General features: G+C 68.9%; 20 protein-coding genes. 15 read left to right on the top strand and 5 right to left on the bottom strand.

Translation table 11 applies throughout. The features are described 5' to 3' along the window. Positions 1-8: 8 nt before the first annotated feature. From ccmE to E7T10_RS04970, 11 genes are all read left to right on the top strand, one after another. The gene (gene ccmE, locus E7T10_RS04915; RefSeq protein ID WP_137720942.1) at positions 9-515 is read left to right on the top strand and encodes a cytochrome c maturation protein CcmE; all 507 of its coding nucleotides are present in this window, start codon (positions 9-11) and stop codon (positions 513-515) included. Beyond that, a complete protein-coding gene (locus E7T10_RS04920) occupies positions 512-2,500 on the top strand; it encodes a heme lyase CcmF/NrfE family subunit (RefSeq protein WP_137720943.1) in 1,989 nt (662 codons plus the stop codon). Before ccmE ends, E7T10_RS04920 begins: the two co-directional genes overlap by 4 nt. Beyond that, positions 2,497-3,003 carry a cytochrome c-type biogenesis protein gene (locus tag E7T10_RS04925; RefSeq protein WP_137720944.1) on the top strand — a complete coding sequence of 169 codons (507 nt, stop codon included), beginning with the start codon at positions 2,497-2,499 and terminating at the stop codon, positions 3,001-3,003. Before E7T10_RS04920 ends, E7T10_RS04925 begins: the two co-directional genes overlap by 4 nt. Positions 3,004-3,111: 108 nt before the next feature. Continuing rightward, positions 3,112-4,650 carry a Do family serine endopeptidase gene (locus E7T10_RS04930; protein ID WP_137720945.1) on the top strand — a complete coding sequence of 513 codons (1,539 nt, stop codon included), beginning with the start codon at positions 3,112-3,114 and terminating at the stop codon, positions 4,648-4,650. Positions 4,651-4,734: 84 nt separating this feature from the next. Then, positions 4,735-5,406 carry a response regulator transcription factor gene (locus E7T10_RS04935; RefSeq protein WP_017504381.1) on the top strand — a complete coding sequence of 224 codons (672 nt, stop codon included), beginning with the start codon at positions 4,735-4,737 and terminating at the stop codon, positions 5,404-5,406. 140 nt (positions 5,407-5,546) lie between these two features. Further along, positions 5,547-6,974 (top strand): ATP-binding protein, encoded by a 1,428-nt coding sequence (locus E7T10_RS04945; protein WP_137720946.1) that lies wholly within the window; start codon positions 5,547-5,549, stop codon positions 6,972-6,974. Between the two features lie 4 nt (positions 6,975-6,978). Beyond that, positions 6,979-9,918, top strand: coding sequence for a bifunctional [glutamine synthetase] adenylyltransferase/[glutamine synthetase]-adenylyl-L-tyrosine phosphorylase (locus tag E7T10_RS04950; RefSeq protein ID WP_137720947.1), 2,940 nt, complete (start codon positions 6,979-6,981; stop codon positions 9,916-9,918). A 47-nt stretch (positions 9,919-9,965) separates the two neighbouring features. Next, positions 9,966-10,607: an EF-hand domain-containing protein gene (locus E7T10_RS04955; protein WP_210416151.1), complete on the top strand. Its 642-nt coding sequence runs from the start codon at positions 9,966-9,968 to the stop codon at positions 10,605-10,607. Between the two features lie 65 nt (positions 10,608-10,672). After that, on the top strand, positions 10,673-11,245 hold the full coding sequence (locus tag E7T10_RS04960; RefSeq protein ID WP_137720949.1) for an RNA polymerase sigma factor: 573 nt from the start codon (positions 10,673-10,675) through the stop codon (positions 11,243-11,245). After that, positions 11,242-11,643: a hypothetical protein gene (locus tag E7T10_RS04965; protein WP_039244185.1), complete on the top strand. Its 402-nt coding sequence runs from the start codon at positions 11,242-11,244 to the stop codon at positions 11,641-11,643. Before E7T10_RS04960 ends, E7T10_RS04965 begins: the two co-directional genes overlap by 4 nt. Continuing rightward, positions 11,640-12,152, top strand: coding sequence for a periplasmic heavy metal sensor (locus E7T10_RS04970; RefSeq protein WP_137720950.1), 513 nt, complete (start codon positions 11,640-11,642; stop codon positions 12,150-12,152). The genes E7T10_RS04965 and E7T10_RS04970 overlap by 4 nt, the downstream gene beginning before the upstream one ends. 14 nt (positions 12,153-12,166) lie before the next feature. Here the strand turns inward: E7T10_RS04970 and E7T10_RS04975 are convergent, their stop codons facing one another. Next, positions 12,167-12,847, bottom strand: coding sequence for a bifunctional 4-hydroxy-2-oxoglutarate aldolase/2-dehydro-3-deoxy-phosphogluconate aldolase (locus E7T10_RS04975; RefSeq protein WP_137720951.1), 681 nt, complete (start codon positions 12,845-12,847; stop codon positions 12,167-12,169). Between the two features lie 148 nt (positions 12,848-12,995). Here E7T10_RS04975 and E7T10_RS04980 point away from each other — a divergent pair, with 148 nt between their 5' ends. After that, on the top strand, positions 12,996-13,352 hold the full coding sequence (locus tag E7T10_RS04980) for a hypothetical protein (protein WP_045811867.1): 357 nt from the start codon (positions 12,996-12,998) through the stop codon (positions 13,350-13,352). A 101-nt stretch (positions 13,353-13,453) separates the two neighbouring features. Here the strand turns inward: E7T10_RS04980 and E7T10_RS04985 are convergent, their stop codons facing one another. Then, positions 13,454-14,320: an alpha/beta hydrolase gene (locus E7T10_RS04985; protein WP_137720952.1), complete on the bottom strand. Its 867-nt coding sequence runs from the start codon at positions 14,318-14,320 to the stop codon at positions 13,454-13,456. On the opposite strand from E7T10_RS04985, the gene E7T10_RS04990 reads away from it, so the two are divergent. Beyond that, entirely contained in the window at positions 14,307-14,564 is a 258-nt protein-coding gene (locus E7T10_RS04990; protein WP_039244189.1) for an Lrp/AsnC ligand binding domain-containing protein, read from the top strand. The two genes, E7T10_RS04985 and E7T10_RS04990, sit on opposite strands and share 14 nt — an antisense overlap. On the opposite strand, the gene E7T10_RS04995 is transcribed toward E7T10_RS04990, so the two are convergent. Then, positions 14,561-15,064, bottom strand: a complete 504-nt coding sequence (locus E7T10_RS04995; RefSeq protein ID WP_137720953.1) for a GNAT family acetyltransferase — start codon at positions 15,062-15,064, stop codon at positions 14,561-14,563. The genes E7T10_RS04990 and E7T10_RS04995 overlap by 4 nt on opposite strands. A gap of 114 nt (positions 15,065-15,178) precedes the next feature. Between E7T10_RS04995 and hmgA the strand changes: the two genes are divergently transcribed. Then, positions 15,179-16,474, top strand: a complete 1,296-nt coding sequence (gene hmgA, locus E7T10_RS05000; protein WP_210416152.1) for a homogentisate 1,2-dioxygenase — start codon at positions 15,179-15,181, stop codon at positions 16,472-16,474. Further along, complete coding sequence (locus tag E7T10_RS05005; RefSeq protein ID WP_137720954.1) at positions 16,471-16,833, top strand: hypothetical protein; 363 nt, start codon at positions 16,471-16,473, stop codon at positions 16,831-16,833. Before hmgA ends, E7T10_RS05005 begins: the two co-directional genes overlap by 4 nt. 80 nt (positions 16,834-16,913) lie before the next feature. Here E7T10_RS05005 and E7T10_RS05010 read toward each other — a convergent pair whose 3' ends face one another. Beyond that, on the bottom strand, positions 16,914-17,219 hold the full coding sequence (locus E7T10_RS05010) for a hypothetical protein (RefSeq protein ID WP_137720955.1): 306 nt from the start codon (positions 17,217-17,219) through the stop codon (positions 16,914-16,916). A gap of 90 nt (positions 17,220-17,309) precedes the next feature. After that, positions 17,310-18,281, bottom strand: coding sequence for a glucokinase (gene glk, locus E7T10_RS05015; protein ID WP_137720956.1), 972 nt, complete (start codon positions 18,279-18,281; stop codon positions 17,310-17,312). Positions 18,282-18,310: the final 29 nt, after the last annotated feature.

Here is an 18,310-nt window from a genome sequence, read left to right on the forward strand (position 1 = left end):
TCCCTCGCATGAGCTGGCTGCCCAAATCGCCGAAGGCGCGTCGCCGCCTGTGGGTCGTCGCCGCCGTGGCGCCGATTCTGGCGCTGGCGGTCGGCCTGTCGCTGTGGGCGATGCAGGACAGCGTGACCTTCTTCTATTCGCCGTCCGAGGCCACCGCCGACAAGGCGCCGGAGGGCCGCAACATCCGCCTGGGCGGTCTGGTCGAGGCCGGCAGCGTGCAAAAGACCGGCGACGGCGTGGTCGCCTTCGTCGTCACCGACAACGCCGCCACGACCCGCGTCGTCTATCACGGCGACCTGCCCGACCTGTTCCGCGAAGGGCAGGGGATCGTGGCGCAAGGGGCCTTCGGCGCCGACCGCACCTTCCACGCCAGCCAGGTCCTGGCCAAGCACGACGAGAACTATATGCCGCGCGAGGTCGCCGACCGTCTGAAGGAAAAGGGCGAGTGGCGGCCCGACGCCTCCGAAATGCGCTCAAGCAGGCCGCAGGCCGATAGCGCCCTGACGCGCTTATGATCGCCGAGCTTGGGGCCTTCGCCCTGGCGCTGGCGCTGGCGCTGTCGATCCTGCAGACCGGGCTTTCGGCGGCCGGACGCGCGCGTCGCAGCCCGGTCCTGGCCGGGGCCGCCCAGGGCGCGGCATTGGCGGCGGCGGCGGCGGTCGCGCTCAGTTTCGCAGCCCTGATCTACGCCTTCGTCGTCTCCGACTTTTCGGTCTCCAACGTCGCGGCCAACAGCCATACCGACAAGCCGATGCTCTACAAGGTCGCCGGCGCCTGGGGCAGCCATGAAGGCTCGCTTCTGCTGTGGTGTCTGGTGCTGACCGTCTTCGGCGGGGCGCTGGCGCGGGCGCGCGGCCTGCCGTTCGGGCTTAAGGCCTCGGCCGTGGCGGTGCAGGGCGCGCTGGGCTCGCTGTTTCTGGCCTTCGCCGTCTTCACCTCCAGCCCCTTCACCCGCCTGGACCCTGCGCCGTTCCAGGGCGCGTCGCTGAACCCCTTGTTGCAGGATCCGGCCTTGGCCGTGCATCCGCCGCTGCTCTACGCCGGCTATGTCGGGTTTTCGGTCTGCTTCTCCCTGGCGGTCGCAGCGCTGATCGAGGGACGGGCGCAGACCGCCTTCTGGCCTGCCTGGGGGCGCTGGGTCCGACCCTGGGCGCTGGCCAGCTGGGCCTTCCTGACCGTCGGCATCACCCTGGGCTCCTTCTGGGCCTATTATGAATTGGGCTGGGGCGGCTGGTGGTTCTGGGACCCGGTCGAGAACGCCTCCTTCATGCCCTGGCTCGCGGGCGCGGCCCTTTTGCACAGCGCGGTCGTGACCGAGCGGCGCGGCGCGCTGGCCGGCTGGACCGTGTTCCTCGCTTTGCTGGCCTTCACCTTTTCGATGCTGGGCGCCTTTCTCGTGCGCTCGGGCGTACTGACGTCCGTCCACGCCTTCGCTGTCGATCCCCAGCGCGGGCTGATGCTGCTGGCCATTCTCGGGATCACGGCCGGCGCCGCCTTCGCCCTGTTCGCCTGGCGGGCGCCGCAGCTGAAGGGCGGGGGCCTGTTCGCGCCGGTCAGCCGCGAGGGGGCGCTGGTGCTGAACAACCTGTTCCTGACGGCGGCGGCGGCGACCGTCTTGCTGGGCACCCTCTATCCGCTGATCCTGGAAGCGGCGTCCGGCGCGACCATTTCGGTCGGCCCGCCCTATTTCGCCGCCACCTTCACCCCGCTGATGATGGTCGCCTTCCTGCTCCTGCCGGCCGGCCCGCTGCTGGCCTGGAAGCGGGGCGACCTGCCCGGCGCGATGCAGCGCCTGGCCGTCGCGGCGGGTGTGGCGATCGTCGGCGCCCTGGCGGCCTATGCTCTGTGGGAGCCCAGGAAGGCGTTCGCCGCCGCCGGCATCGGCCTTGGTCTGTGGCTGATCCTGGGATCGCTGTCGGAAGTCGCCGAGCGCGCCCGCCTATTCCGCGCCTCGGTGGCCGAGACGCTGCGCCGACTGAAGGGGCTGCCGCTGGGCGCCTGGGGCATGACTCTGGCGCACTTGGGTCTAGGCGTCTTCATCCTTGGGGCGGTAGTCGAGACGGGCTTCAAGGCCGAGGCCGCCCGCGCCGTCTCGCTGGGCCAGAGCGTGTCCGCAGGCCCCTGGACCGTGACGCTTGACGACGTGCGCGTCGTCGAGGGGCCGAACTATCTGGCCGAGCAGGGCCGACTGACCGTGCGCGCCACGAATGATCAGGGCCGCGCCAGCACCGTCACGGCCGAGCGCCGCTTCTTTCCCGCCGGCGGCCAAACCACCACCGAGGTCGGGCTCGATTTCCGAGGCCTGGACGACGTCTATGTCGTGATCGGCGAACGCGCGGGCAGTCCCAAACAGCCGGCCTGGGTCGTGCGTCTGTACTGGAATCCCTGGGCGCGACTGATCTTCCTGGGGCCGATGATCATGGCGCTGGGCGGGGTGCTGTCGTTGCTGGATCGTCGTCTCAGGCTCGGGATCGGCGCGCGCCGGCGCAAGACCGCATGAGGCGCCTGGCGATCCTGCTGGCCGCGCCGGTCATGGCGCTGATGCTGACGGCGGCCGAACCGCCCGCCGCACCCGACCGTCCTCTGGCCGATGCGACCCAGGAGGCCCGCGCCCAGGCCTTGTTCAAGGACGTGCGCTGCGTCGTCTGCCAGCATGAGGCCATCGCCGACAGCCCGGCGGGCGTCGCCGGCGACATGCGCCGCTTGATCCGCGAGGAGATCGCGGCCGGCGCGTCGGACCAGGCCGTGCGCGACGATCTGGTGCGGCGCTTCGGCGAGTATGTGCTGTTTACCCCGCCGGTCCGGGCGGGGACCTACCTGCTGTGGTTTGGCCCGTTCATTCTGGTACTGGCGGCGATCGCCATCTTGATGTTGCGCGCGCGCCGTCGTCCGGCCGAGGCCGTTCCACTGACGCCGGAAGAAGAACGCCGACTGGACGAAGTTCTACGAAATGAGAAGCTTCGCCGCGATCCTGACGCAACCTCGCCTCACGACGGGCGCTAGTCGAGATCAACGATCGGCGGTCGGGATTGGCGCAAAGCCGGTTCGGCCTATATCAATCGCGAAACCGGCGCCCGTCTGGCGCTGGACAAGAGGATCGCAAGGACCACGATGCTGAAGCGCAAGGAGTTCATTCTCGGGGCCGCGGCCGGCCTGACCCTGGCGGCGGCGGCGACCGCCGGCGGCGTCATCACCTGGCCCGGCGCGCACGCGGAACCGCAGGCGGTGAACCGGATCACCCCGGTTCCGGCCAATGGCGACGCCTTCACGCCCCCGCCGGGCGCGCCCAGCAGCTTCGCGACCATCTTCGACCAGGTCTCGCCCGCCGTCGTTCAGATCGACGTGACGGTCAAGGTGGACCAGCCTCAGGGCGGCGCCTTCCAGATCCCCGGCCTGCCGTTCCAGTTCGTGCCGCCGCAAGGCCGCGGCGGTCAGGGCAATGATGAGCCGCAGACGACCCAGGGCGCCGGTTCGGGCTTCTTCATCTCGCAGGACGGCTTCATCGTCACCAACAACCACGTCGTCGCCGACGCGACCGAGATCAAGGTCAAGATGTCGGACGGCCGTGAACTTCCCGCCCGCCTGATCGGCCGCGATCCCGGCACCGACCTGGCGGTGATCAAGGTCGAGGGCAACGACTTCAAATACGTCAGCTTCGAAGAGACGGCCGAGCCGCGCGTGGGCGACTGGGTCATCGCCATCGGCAACCCCTTCGGCCTGGGCGGCACCGCCACGGCGGGCATCGTCTCGGCCAAGGCCCGCGACATCGATCCGTCGGGCTACAACGACTACATCCAGATCGACGCCGCCATCAACCGGGGCAACTCGGGCGGTCCGACCTTCGACATCCACGGCCGCGTCATCGGCGTGAACTCGGCCATCTATTCGCCCACGGGCGGCTCGGTCGGCATCGGCTTCGCCATTCCGGCGGACACCGCCAAGACGATCACCGAACGCCTGATGCGCGGTCAGTCGATCGAGCGCGGCTATGTGGGCCTGGGTCTTCGCACCCTCAGCCCCGACGGTTGGGAAGCTCTGGGCCAGCCCAAGGACTTCAAGGGCGCCCTGATCGAAAGCGTGACCGAGGACGGCCCGGCTTCGCGTGCCGGCGTCCAGATCGGCGACCTTCTGGTCGGCGTGAACGGCCAGGCGGTGGCCAACAGCCAGGAAGCCACCCGTCGGGTCGGCGCGGCCAAGCCGGGCGACACCATTCGCCTGGAAGTGATCCGCGACGGTCGTCGCCAGACCCTGAACGTGCGCTCGGGCACCCGTCCTTCGGAAGAGGAACTCGCCGCGTCGGAAGAGGGCGGAAGCGCCAATTCGGGACAGAGCCAGCCTGGACAGGGCGACACGATCGAAGGGCTCGCAGTCACCGCGATCACGCCGGCTGCGCGTTCGCGGTTCAGCCTGCCGGCCAGCGTCAACGGCGTCGTGATCACCAACGTCGAACAGGGTTCGGCTGCGGCGCGCCTCGGCTTCCTGCCGGGCTTCGTCATCACTCGCGCCAATGATCGCAACATCACGTCCGCCGCCGATCTGCGCGCGGCTGTGGCGGCGGCCAAACAGGCGGGTCGCCCCAGCATCCTGCTGTTCGTGCGCACGCCTCAGGGCACCAGCCCGGTGCCGTTGAAGTTCGCTGCCGGCGAATGATCGGCATTCTGACCAAGCCTTAACTCGTCAATCGCCGCCGATGCGCTACCATCGGCGGCGATTTTGATTCCGGGAGGGGTTTCGATGCGGATTCTGGTGGTCGAGGATGACGCCGAGGCGGCGACCGCCATGGTGCGGGGCCTGTCCGAAGCCGGACATGAGGTCACCCACGCCGTGGACGGCGCCTTTGGTCTGCTGGAGTCGCAAAAGGGCGGCTACGACGTCTATGTGGTGGACCGGATGATGCCGCGCCTGGACGGCGTCGGCATGGTCGAAACGGTGCGCAAGGGTGGCGATCAGACGCCTGTTCTGTTCCTGTCGGCCCTGGGCGAGGTCGAGGACCGGGTCACGGGCCTGAAGGCCGGCGCCGACGACTATCTGGTCAAGCCCTACGCCTTCGCCGAACTGATCGCGCGCGTCGAGGCCCTGGCGCGCCGTCGCGAGACCGGCGGGGTGCAAACCGTGCTCAAGGTCGGCGACCTGGAAATGAACCTGATCGGCCGCACCGTGCATCGCGGCACGACCGAGATCGATCTTCAGCCGCGCGAGTTCCAGCTGCTGGAGTTCCTGATGCGCCACGCCGGCCAGTCGGTGACGCGCACCATGCTGCTGGAAAAGGTCTGGGAATACCATTTCGACCCCCAGACCAACGTCATCGACGTCCATATCAGCCGCCTGCGCTCCAAGATCGACAAGGGCTTCGACCGCGCCATGCTGCAGACCGTGCGCGGGGCGGGATATCGGTTGGAGGCGTGACTTGAGATCCTCCCCCGCAATGCGGGGGAGGGGGACCGCCGGCACGGCGGTGGAGGGGGCGACCCCGGACACCGGCGCTGAAGCCGCCCCCTCCACCACTTCGTGGTCCCCCTCCCCCGTGAACGGGGGAGGATTTTAGGGTGCGCCTTCCCTCCCTCCTTCGCCGCACGCCGTTCCGGCTGACGCTGCTGTTTTTGGCGCTGTTCGTGGCGGCGGCGGGGGCGATCCTGGCCTATGTCTATTTCGCCTCGGCGTCGGAGGCCCAAGGTCGGGCCAGGGCGGATGTGGAGATCGAGCTGGGCGCCCTGACGGCGATTCACCGCACGCGCGGCATCGACGCCCTGAACCAGGCCCTGGTCGAACGGTCGATCCGGGGCGGGCCGTATCTGTATCTGCTGACCGACAAGGCCGGAAAGACGATCACCGGCAACATCACTGAGTCCCCGATCGACATCGACCTCAGCCTGCCGGCCGGCGCCAGCGACTGGGAGACCTTCCGCCTGACCGACACGGACGCCCAAGGCAAGGTCCAGCGGCGTCGCTCCATCGGCGTGATCACGACGCTGACCGGCGGCGAACATTTGTTCGTCGGTCAGGACATCGGCGACATCGAGGCCTATCTGGCGCGCCTGACCCAGGCCCTGTGGGGCGCCATGGCCCTGGTCATGCTGCTGGGCCTGGCGGGCGGTCTCTACATCAGCCGGCGGGTGGAAAAGTCGATGGCCGGGCTGAACCAGGTGGTTCAGGCGGTGCAGGACGGTGACCTCAAGGTCCGTGCGCCCGTGCGCCACACCGGCGACGAACTGGACGAACTGGGCCAGGGGCTGAACACCATGCTGGATCGGCTGGAGGCGTCCATGTCCTCGATCCGCCACGCTGGCGACGCCATCGCCCACGACCTGCGCTCGCCCCTGACGCGGATGCGGGCCAAGCTTGAGGTCGCTCTGATCGACGCCGAAGCCGGCAAGATCGACGGGGTCGACGCCCTGGGCATCGCCCTGGATGAGGCCGACCATCTGCTGAAGACGTTCAACACCGTCCTGGCCATCGCGCGGCTTCAGGCGGGCGGGGCGCCGGATCCCAAGGTCATGGACGCGGCTGATCTCGCCGCCGACATGGCCGAGCTTTACGAACCGGCGGCCGAGGACAAGGACATCGACTTCTCGTCCGAGGTCGAAAAGGGGCTGATGATCGAGGGCAACCAGCCCTTCCTGGCACAGGCCCTGGCCAACCTGATCGACAACGCCATCAAATACACCCCCGCCGGCGGGGCGGTGAAGCTGCGTGCGCGCCGCCGCTCGTCGGGCGAGATCGAATATTCGGTCACCGACACCGGACCGGGCGTCCCGGAAGAGGACCGCGAGCGGGTGGTCCAGCGGTTCGTGCGCCTGGACAATAGCCGCACCGAACCCGGCTCGGGTTTGGGGCTTTCACTGGTGACGGCGGTGGCGGAGGCCCATGGCGGGCGGGTCGTGCTGGACGAAGGCCCCGGCGCCTACGGCGACTTCGGACCGGGGCTGCGGGTGGCGTTGGTGCTTCCGCCCGCCTCGACCGGGATGAGCGGATGATGTGATGGCCCATCCAGAAACCTCGATCCCGCTGGCCTACAGTCTCACGCCCGCCGGTCCGGTCACAAACATCGCCGCCGCCGACCGCCTGCACGAAACCCTGACCGAGGCCGCCGACGCCGACGGCTGGCGCGAGACTCTGGACGGCGCCTGGGCCGCCCTGGCCCCCGTCGCCGGCGCCTCGCCCTATCTCGCCGGTCTGATGCGGCGTCGCCCCGCCCATCTGAGAAACCTGCTGGACGCCGATCCGGTCGAGACGCTGGAGCGGATCATTCGCGATACGGACGCGCTGGACGCCGAACCGGACGCGGTCCGTGCTCCGCTGCGCGTGCTGAAGGCCGACCTGCACCTGCTGACCGCCCTGGCCGATCTGGGCGGGGTTTGGGATCTGGATCAGGTCACCGACGCCCTGTCCCGGTTCGCCGACGCCTCTTGCCGCGCGGCCCTGCGCGCCGTCGCCGCCGAACAGAGGGCGCGCGGTCGGCTGATCTCGCCGCCCGGCGATCCGCGCGGCCCCATTCCCGGCCTGTTCGGCCTGGCCATGGGCAAACATGGCGCCAACGAACTGAACTATTCGTCCGACATCGACATCTCCCTCTTCTTCGAGCCGCGCCTGATGGTTCTGGCCCTGCGCGAGGGCGAGGAGATGCAGGACTTCGCCAATCGCGTTGGCAAGGGGATCGCCACCCTGCTGACCGAGCGGACGGGCGACGGCTATGTCTTCCGCGTCGATCTGCGGCTGCGGCCCGACCCGTCCTCGACCCCGCCGGTCGTCGCCGGGCCGATGGCCCTGGCCTACTATGAGAGCGTAGGACAGAACTGGGAGCGGGCGGCCTTCATCAAGGCGCGTCCGGTGCTGGGCGACATGCGCGCGGCGGGCCGGTTCCTGAAGGCCATGATCCCCTTCATCTGGCGGCGCAGCCTGGACTACGCGGCCGTACTCGACATCCAGTCGATCAAGAAACAGATCCACGTCCACAAGACGGGCGAGGGCCTGCAGGCCGCCGGGGCCAATCTGAAGCTGGGACGCGGCGGCATCCGCGAGATCGAATTCTACGCCCAGACCCAGCAACTGATCCTGGGCGGCCGCGATCCGGCTTTGCGCAAGCCCCGCACGCTGGAGGCGTTGAAGGCCCTGGCCGACGCGCGCCATGTGCCCCAGGCGGTCTGCGAGGAGCTGTCGGCCGCCTATGTCGAGCTGCGCGGGCTGGAGCACCGGGTGCAGATGCTCGACGACGAACAGACCCACCGCCTGCCCGAGGATGCCGAGCGCCGCGCCGCCGTCGCAGCCCTGGCCGGTTCGAACGATCTGGCCGCCTTTGACGCCCGGGTCGAGGCCCTGCTGGCGCGGGTCAACGCCCGCTATGGCGAACTGTTCGAGGGCGGCGAAGATCTGGACTCCAGCTACGGCAGCCTGGTCTTCACCGGGGTCGAGAACGATCCCGAGACGCTGGAAACCCTGCGTCGCATGGGCTTTTCCGAGGCGCCGTCGGTCGCCGACACGATCCGCAGCTGGCATCACGGCCGCATCCCCGCGACGCGCACGGCGCGGGGGCGCGAACTGTTCACTCGCCTGGCGCCGCGCCTGCTGGAGGCCCTGGCCCGATCCGGTGCGCCGGACGAGGCGTTCCGCCGTTTCGCCGTCTTCTTCTCCGGGCTGGCGGCGGGTGTTCAGGTCCAGGCCCTGTTCCTGAATCAGCCCAAACTGTTCGAGATGGTGCTGGGCGTCATGGCCTTTGCGCCGCGTCTGGCCCGGACGCTTGGCCGGCAACCGGCGGCGCTGGACGGTGTGCTGGACGCCCGCTTCCTGGTCGATCTGTCCGAAGAGACCGGCCTGACCGAACAGATGCTGCGTGAGGCCGGCGAGACCGAAGATTTCGAGGGGGCCATGAACGCCGTGCGCCGCCTGCATCGCGAGCAGATGTTCCGCATCGGCATCCACGCCCTGACCGGCCGGGCGGGGGCCGAGACGGCGGGCCGCGCCTACGCCGCCCTGGCCGACGCCGCCATGCGCACCCTGTCGCCCGCGGCCCTGGCCGAGACCGAACGGCTGGGCGGCGCCTTCCCCGGCGCAGTCGCGGTGGTCGCCTTGGGCAAGGCCGGCTCGCGCGAGATGACGGCCGGATCGGACCTGGACCTGATGACCCTGTACGAGGCGCCGCCCGAGGCGACCTCCGAGATCAAGGGCTGGACCGCCGACGTCTTCTACGCCCGCTTCACCCAGCGGCTGATCGCGGCCCTGTCGGCGCATACGGCGGAAGGCGGTCTTTACGAGGTGGACATGCGCCTGCGCCCCACCGGCTCCAAGGGGCCGGTGTCGGTGCGGCTGAAGGCGTTCGACGCCTATTACGCCAAGGAGGCCGAGACCTGGGAGTTCATGGTTCTGACCCGCGCCCGCGTGGTCTGGGCCAGCGATCCCAAGTTCGGCGCCCAGGTTTCGGCGGCTATCGAGGCCGCCCTGCGTCGCCCGCGTCCCGGCGTCGATATCGCCGCCGACGTCCGAAAGATGCGCTCCCTGATGGATCGCGAGCGTCGCCCGCACGGCTTCTGGGATCTGAAGCTGTCGCCGGGCGGGCAGGTGGACGCCGAGTTCGCGGCCCAGTTCCGTCAGCTTCAGGCCGCCGCCATCGGCGAGCGCTTGACCCTGTCGACGCTTGAGGCCCTGCACGACGACCCGGTCCTGGCCGAGGCCTGGCGCGTGCAGCAGCGTCTGGCCCATCTTCTGGCCGCCGCCTTCGAGGGGCGGGTCGATCCGGAGGGCGAACCCGGCGTCTTCCAGCTGCGCCTGGCCGAGGCGGCCGGCGCGCCGGACTTCGACACGCTGAAGACCGAGCTGACCGATCTGCGCGCGCGGGCCCGAAAGGCCTTCGAGCGGGCGGTGCCAGCCAGACTGGAAAAAGAGGGCCGCGACGGAGAATCCGCAACGCCGCGTTCAATCTCCTGACAGGGCAATGTCAAAGGGCGCCAAACGCGCCCGTGGAGATGATCGAGATGAGAAACACCTTTCTGACCGGCCTGGGCGTCATCGCTCTGGCCGCCGCCGCCGGCGCCGCGACCGCACAGGTTCCGCCGGCTCCCGTCGTCGGCGCGCCTGCGCCGCATCATGCGCGTGCGGATCCGAACCGCCAGATCACCCGCGCCGAGTTCGTCGATGCGCGCATCGCGCGTCTGACTGCGCTCGATACGAACCGCGACGGCGTGGTCAGCCCCGAAGAGCGCGCCGCCGCCATGCAGGCCCGTCGCGCCGAACGGGCGGGCGACCGCTTCGCCAAGCTGGATGCGAATGGCGACGGCTCCATCAGCCGGGCCGAGCTCGACGCCGGCCATGCCGCACGCCCGGATCGCGGTCCGCGCGCGGAGCGTGCCGGTCATCGTGAGGGGCGTCGCGGCGGCGCGCATCACGCCATGCGCGGACAAGGCCGCGAACGCGGGCCGGTGGTGATCGCCGAAGCCTCCGCCAAGCTCGGCGAGCGGTTCGACAAGATGGACGCCAACCGCGACGGCGTGATCTCCGCCGACGAGCGCCGGGCGGCCATGTCCGCGCAGCGTGAGCAACGGCAGGAACGCCGCGCGGCCCGCCAGGCGCAGCGTCCGGTACAACAACCCGCTTCCCCCGTCCCGGCTTCGGAGTAAGACGGTGTCGGGGTCGGCCGTCGTAAACGCACCGGTCCCTTTCGTCAGCAGCGGAAGAGGCAGGTTTGGTCGCGATCGTCGACCCCGACGAGGATCTGGTGCGGCGCGTGGGGCAGGGCGACCCGGCGGCGGTGCAGACGCTCGTCTCGCGCAAGCTGCCGCGCATCCTGTCGCTGGCCCAGCGCATGCTGGGCGATGCGGTCGAGGCCGAGGACGTGGCCCAGGAGACGATGCTCAAGGCTTGGCGTCAGGCGCCCAGATGGACGCCCGGCAAGGCCCGGTTCGACACCTGGCTGCACCGGGTCGCGCTGAACCTCTGTTACGATCGGCTGAGGCGTCGTCGCGAAATCCCGACCGACACGCCGCCGGATCGTCCCGACGAAGGCCCGGCGCCGGATCGCGGTCTGCTGGCGGCCGAGACGGGCGTGCGGGTCACGGCGGCCCTGAAACGGCTGCCGGACCGACAGCGCGAGGCCATCGTCCTGTGCCATTATCAGGAGCTGTCGAATATCGATGCGGCGGCCCTGATGGAGATCAGCGTCGAGGCGCTGGAGAGTTTGTTGTCGCGCGGTCGTCGCGCATTGCGTCTGGCCCTTTCGGACATCGGTCCGGGGTCGATTAAAGGAGACGGACGATGAAGGCGGAACGGTTGCACGAACTGGCGGACGCCTATGGCGCCGACCTGCGTCGGTGGCCCGCGTCCGAGCGCGCCTTCGCCGAAAGCCTGATCGCCGCCGATCCGTCGCTAAAGGCGGTGCTGGATCAGGCGGCCGCGCTGGACGCGCTGCTCGACGCCGCGCCCAGACCTGTCCCGTCCGCCGCCCTGACCGCGCGCATCCTTGCGGCTGCGCCCCGGGCGAAAAGCCGTCTGGGCAAGGCGATCTGGTATCTGGGCGCCGGTTGGGCCGCCGCGGCCTGTGCGGGCGTGGTCGCCGGCGTCGGTCTGACCACCCATCTGACCGCCGACGCGCGCGCCGATGCGGTGCTTTATCAATCCTCGCTGACGGGCGTGGATGACACGGAACTGCTGGGATGACGTCCAAGAGCCTGAAGATCGCCCTGGCCGTTTCGGTGGCCCTGAACCTGTTCGCCGTGGCGGGCGGGGTCACATATGTCGTCAATCGCGACCGGATCGAACGCCGGATCGAGGATCAACGGCGTCCGGGCCGCGAGGGACCGCTGGCCGAGGTGCTGGCCGATCTGGATCCGGCCGTGCGCCAGCGCGTGCGCACCGCGCTGCGAGAATCGGCCCTGGCGGCGCGTCCTGATTTCGAGGCGGCCCGCGCCGCGCGGCGAGAGGCGATCGACATCGCCGGTCAGCCGACCCTGGACGCGGCCCGGGTCGAAAGCCTGCTGGAACAGTCCAGAGCCGCCGAGATGCGCGGCCGCACCCGCCTGGAAAGCGGCGCGGTCGCCGTGCTGGCGACGCTGACGCCCGAGGAGCGCAAGGCCTTGGCCCCGATCCTTCAGCGTAAGGGCAATGCTCGTCGCGCCGTAGCCCGTGGGCCGGATCACCGTCAGCCGGACGACCGCGCGCCCCGCTGACGGCGCTCGGGCGCTCAGCCCTTCTCGGACGCGCGGAAGGCGGCGACGGCGCTGACCGCCGAGCGCACCGACGCCTCGATAGCGGCCCAGTCGCCCGACTTCACAGCGTCATCGGTCACCAGTTTCGACCCCATCCCCGCCGCGACGATGCCCGCGCCGAACCATTTGGCGATCGACGCCTCGTCCGGATCGACGCCGCCCGTGGGCATGATCTTGACCCAGGGCATCGGCCCCTTGACCGCCTTGACGAAGTCCGGGCCGCCGACGGACGAGCCGGGGAACAGTTTGACGATGTCGCAGCCCAGTTCGTGCGCCTCGCCGATGTCGGTCACCGACCCGCAGCCGGGGAAATAGGCGACCATGCGACGGTTGCAGACCTTCGCCACGTCGGGGATCAGGCAGGGGCTTACCACGAACCGCGCGCCGCGATTCAGGTACAGCGAGGCCGTGCCCGCATCGACGACCGAGCCGATGCCCAGGACCACGTTCGGGTCGGTCTTGATCAGTTCGCGATTGATCTCGCCGAACAGGTCGCAGGCGAAGTCGCCGCGATTGGTGAACTCGACCACCGGCGCCCCGCCGCGCGCGCAGGCGCGGATGACGTTCAGGCTGACCTCGGCGTCGGGATGATAGAAGACCGGGCACACGCCCTGGGTCTGAAGCGCCTGAAGCACGCTGACGCGATCATGGGCCATGGACGGGTTCCTCTGCGATAGGTTCGCGTCCGACCTCCGCTGTCGCGGACGCAAGGTCAAGTCAAACCGCGTTAGCGCGGGCGTTCTCTTGACGGCATGTGGCGAAAGGCGGACCGTCGTTCGCTCAATCGCCTGTTGGAGAAGCAGGATGTTCGCCGCCCTCGCTGTCGTCGCACTTCTGACCGTCCAGGATCCGCCGCCCGCCGCCGACATGGACGGCGCCTGGTCTGTCGATCTGGCGACCGATCCGGCCCAGCCCTATCGCCAGCCCATGAACCTGACGCTCCAGGCCGATGGCGTCGTGACGGGCGACTTCTACAACAGCCGCATCGAGGCGGGCCGATGGAAGCGCCAGCACGGCCGGCTGTGCGTCTCGTTCCGCACCACCGACGGCGCAGGCCCCTATCACACCGCCGCCTGCCTTGCGGGCGACCATGTCGAGGGTCAGACCTGGGCTGAACACCGCAACTTCGTCTTCATCTGGCGCGCCGACCGCCCCTCTTGAAGCCTCGCCGCTCAAGCCCATCTGTCAGGGAGGGGAGTGGGGGATTTTATACGAATTAGACGAATTAGACTCTATTTTTCGCTGCTGGGTCTGATCGCCGCTCAGCGTCGATGGACCAGGTCGGCCAGCCGTTTGACTAGGGCGCTCTCGGCATGGAACAGTGGATCCAGAACCGTGAAATGGTTCAGGCCTGGCATAGCCTCGAACCGTGTCTTCGCCCCGGCGTCGCCCCAGCGCGCGGCCATGGCGCGGCTCTGATCCACGAAGGCCTCGCTTTCCGCACCGCCGACAACGCAGTCCAGAACCGCGCCCGCGGGCGCCGGCCAGCGCATCGGCGACAGGGCCTCAGCCTCGGCCGTACTCAGGTCCAGGGCGACGTTGATTGAGGTGGGAATCAGCGGTTCCAGATCGAACACGCCCGAGATAGCGACCGCCGCCGAGGCCCGCCCGTCCGCCAGCAGGCAGGCGGCCATATGCCCGCCCGCCGAATGGCCGCTGACGACGGGCGCCGTGCCGGTGCGGTCGCGGATCAGATCGATCGCCGCCCGCGCCTGATCGACGATCCGGCTCAGCCGCACGTTCGGCGCCAGATCATAGGTCGGAATGGCGACGCTGACGCCGTGGGCCAGCAGGGGCGGCGCCACGAAGCTGAACCAGCCCGCATCCAGCGCCTGCCAGTATCCGCCGTGCAGGAAGACCACGACCTGCGCGCCGTCTCCGGCGTCGAACCAGTCGATCCGCTCGCGCTCGCCCGGGCCGTATTTCAGGACCTGCGGCGGATGGACGGCGCGGGCGGCCTCCGATCCCGCCTTCCAGCGCGCCATCACGGCGGGGTGGTCGGGGACCAGGGCGCGGTTGTTGTATTGCGCCTCCAAAACGGCGTCTGTGTCTTGCGGCTTACCCGTCACGTCTTCGTCCGCTAGAAGCGCCCTCGAACCAGAGGACTGATCCGCCATGATGACCGCCATCTTCGTCTTCATCAAATGCGAGCTGGGCTACGCCAACGACGTGGCGGCCGATATCGTGGACAATGTCGAGAACGTCTCGGAGGTCTATTCCACCTCGGGTCAGCACGACCTGCTGGCCAAGTTCAACCTGCCGCGCGACGCCGACATCGGCACCTTCGTGACGAAACAGGTCCAGACGCGGCCGCACGTGCGCGACACCTTCACCGTCATCACCTTCTCGCCCTTCCTGCCGAGCAAAGGCTAGGGCGCGGCCTTTCGCCTGACCTTGTCCTTGCGGTCCTCGGCCTCGTCGTCGTCGCCGACCTTCTCCTCGACCGTGGCCGACAGGCGCTGGAAGACGCCCAGGCCCACCAGCACCAGCACCGAGGCGATCAGCAGGGCGGTGGGATAGAGCAACTGCGCCACGTCCTCGCGCGCCGTCTTGAACACCACCACCAGCGCTTCGAGAAACAGGGCGATGACGATGGTCGACAGGAACTTGGTCAGGCTGCGCCGGGCCTCGGCGGCGCTGCGCTTTTCGTTGCCGCGCCGGACCTCGTCCTCAAAGATGTATTTGGCCACGTCGAAGACGGCGATGGCGACGATGACATAGCCCAGCACGTCCAGAACCGCGTCTGCGCCGGACTTGTCGGGCGAGCCGATGCCTTGCAGCGCCTCCTTCACCCCGAACCCGATCAGGGCCATGGCCGCCAGCAACAGCAGCAGGCTGGCGAAGGCGAACACCGCCCGGGTCAGATAGGTCATGGAAATCTCTCCGCGAGGCCACAGCAACGCGCCAACCGCCAAGCTGTTGCCTGACGGGCAAAGGGTGACGCTGGCGCCGGGGACGGCTAAACGAGGGGCATAGGGAGACACGACATGACGCGATCCAACGCGCCCGCCTACATGACCGGTTTCGGCAATCATTTCGCGACCGAAGCCGCGCCCGGCGCCCTGCCGGTGGGTCGAAACTCGCCGCAGAAGACGCCGATGGGCCTGTATGCCGAACAGCTGTCCGGCACGGCCTTCACCGCCCCGCGCGCCGAGAGCCGGCGCAGCTGGCTCTATCGCCTGCGTCCCTCGGCCCAGCATGGGCCGTACACCCCCTTCGATCAGGGGCGGGTCCGCTCCGGTCCGTTCGACGAGACGCCGCCCAATCCCAACCGGATGCGCTGGGACCCGCTGCCGATGCCGCAGGGTGCGACCGACTGGGTCGAGGGGCTGACGACCTATGGCGGCAATGGCGAACCGGACGGCGGCGCCGGGGCGGGCATTCACCTGTATGTCGCCAACCGATCGATGACCGACCGGGTCTTCTATGACGCCGACGGCGAACTGCTGATCGTGCCTCAGGAAGGCGACCACCGCTTCGTCACCGAGTTCGGCGTCATCGAGGCCCAGCCGGGTCACATCGTCCTGATCCCGCGCGGCGTACGCTTCCGCGTCGAGGTTGAGGGGCCAGTGCGCGGCTATGTGTGCGAGAACTACGGCAGCCCGTTCCGCCTGCCGGATCTCGGCCCCATCGGCTCGAACGGCCTGGCCAATCCTCGCGACTTCGAGACTCCGATCGCGGCTTATGAGGACGTGGATCGCCCGACCGAGTGCGTCCAGAAATACGGCGGGCGTCTGTGGGCCACGACCTTCGATCACAGCCCGTTGGACGTCGTCGCCTGGCACGGCAATCTGGCGCCCTGCCGCTATGACACGGCGCGGTTCAACACGATCAACACCGTCAGCTACGACCACCCCGATCCGTCGATCTTCACCGTCCTGACCAGTCCGTCGGAGACGCCGGGGACCGCCAATATCGACTTCGTCATCTTCCCGCCGCGCTGGATGGTGGCCGAGGACACCTTCCGCCCGCCGTGGTTCCACCGCAACGTGATGAGCGAGTTCATGGGTCTGGTGACCGGCGCCTATGACGCCAAGGCCGGCGGCTTCGCGCCGGGCGGCGCATCGCTGCACAACCGCATGAGCGGCCACGGCCCCGACCAGGCCAGCTATGACGGCGCGATCAAGGCCGAGCTGAAGCCGCACAAGATCGAAAACACCCTGGCCTTCATGTTCGAGATGCGCATGCCGATCCGCGTCACGAAATGGGCGTCGGAATCACCGCAGATGCAGCTCGACTACGACGACGTCTGGTCAGGCTTCACCAAAGGACAGATCTCATGATCCGCACATCCCTCATCGCCGCCGTTGCGCTTGTGGCCGCCGCCTGCTCGCCACAGACCACGGGAGCGGCGTCGGATGCGCCGATGCAGAGCGCCGACGCCGCGTCCTGCGCCACGCGCGGCGGCACGATGAAACAGGTCGGGCGGATGCAGTCCTGGCAGTGCGTCATCTCCTACGCCGACGCCGGCAAGCGCTGCACCGACGGCGATCAGTGCCAGGGCGATTGCCGCATCGAGGGCAACAGCGGCGTGACGCCGGGGACGGCGGCGACCGGCGTCTGCCAGGCGACCAGCGACCGCTTCGGCTGCCATACGACGGTCGAGGACGGCATGGCCGGCCCGACCCTGTGCATCGACTGAGGTCGCAGGCAGGAAAAAGCCCCCGTCGCAAGCGACGGGGGCTGATCCATCCGTAAACGGATTTAGGCGGTCGCCAGACCTTAGTGGGTCGAAGGCGTGTTGGCGGTGGTCATGCCGCCATCGGCGTTGCCGGCTTTCTGCTCGACCATGTCGGCCTTGCGGTCGGCGTTCTTCTCGACCTGATCGGCCTGGGCGTTCAGGGCGTCAGCCTGAGCGGCGGTCGGAGCGGTCGCGGCCTGCGCTTCCAGTTGGTCGGCGCGGGCTTCGCCCGTCGCTTCGATGGCGTCGGCTTGCTTTTCAGCGGCCTTGTCGGCGGCGCTTTCACCGCAGGCGGCGACGCCGGCCAGCATGAAGACCGAAGCGGCGGCGATGGCGAACTTTTTCATTTGAGTTTCCTCTCCTAGATGGAAACTCTCAAACGCTACGGTGACGGTTCGGTTCACGCCGCCGTGAGATTTTCGTGATCGCCCGTCGCGTCAGCCCTCCGACTGGGCGAAGGCGACCCGCGCAGCGCCCAGCAGGGCGGCGTGTTTGTGCATGATCACCTTGGTCGGAATGTCCTGCATATACTCCTTGAACCTGCCCTTGCGTTCGAAGCGCTGGCGGAAAGGGCTGGTCTTGATGAAGGGCAGGATGCGCGGAACGATGCCGCCGGCGATATAGACGCCGCCGCGCGCGCCGGTGGTCAGGGCGATGTCGCCGGCGACCGCGCCCAGGATGGCGCAGAAGCGGGCCAGGGTCGCGCCGCACGGGCTGTTCGGATCGGCCAGGGCCGTTGCGGTGATCTGGGCTGGATCGTCGATATGGGTCTCGCGTCCGTCGATCTCGGCCAGGGCACGGTGCATGTTCAGCAGGCCCGGCCCGCAGATCAGACGCTCGATCGACACCCGGTCATAGCGGCGACGCAGGATGCGCAGGATTTCATCCTCGACCGGATCGCCGGGGGGGAAGCAGGCATGCCCGCCCTCGGACGGCATGGCCATTTCCTTGCCGGCCGCGTCGCGTACCAGGGCCGAGACGCCAAAGCCGGTGCCGGGGCCAAGCACCGCGACGGTGCAGTGCGGATCGCCGTCGACCGGTCCGCCCAGGCTCTCCAGCTGGTCTTCCGGCACGATGGGCGCGCCCCAGGCCAGGGCCTCGAAGTCGTTGATCAGCTTGACCGGCTTCAGGCCCAGGGTCTGAAGCTCCGCCTCCGACACCTGCCAGGGCGAGTTGGTCAGGTCGATGGCGCCGTCCGTGACCGGGCCGGCGACGGCGATCACGCCGCCCGTCGGCTTGACCTCGCAGCCGTCGATGAAGGCGGCGACGCCTTCCAGGAAGGTCGGATAGGTTTCGGCCGGGAAGCTCTCGTGGTGGTCCAGCACGGGCTTGCCGTCAACCATGCGGGCCACGGCGAAGCGGGCGTTCGTGCCGCCGACATCGCCGACGAGAAGGGTCTTGTCATTCATTGGGGCGTTTCCTGCGCTCGGTTCGGTGG

It is taken from the genome of Brevundimonas sp. SGAir0440 (assembly GCF_005484585.1).
In the GTDB taxonomy this organism is placed as follows: domain Bacteria; phylum Pseudomonadota; class Alphaproteobacteria; order Caulobacterales; family Caulobacteraceae; genus Brevundimonas.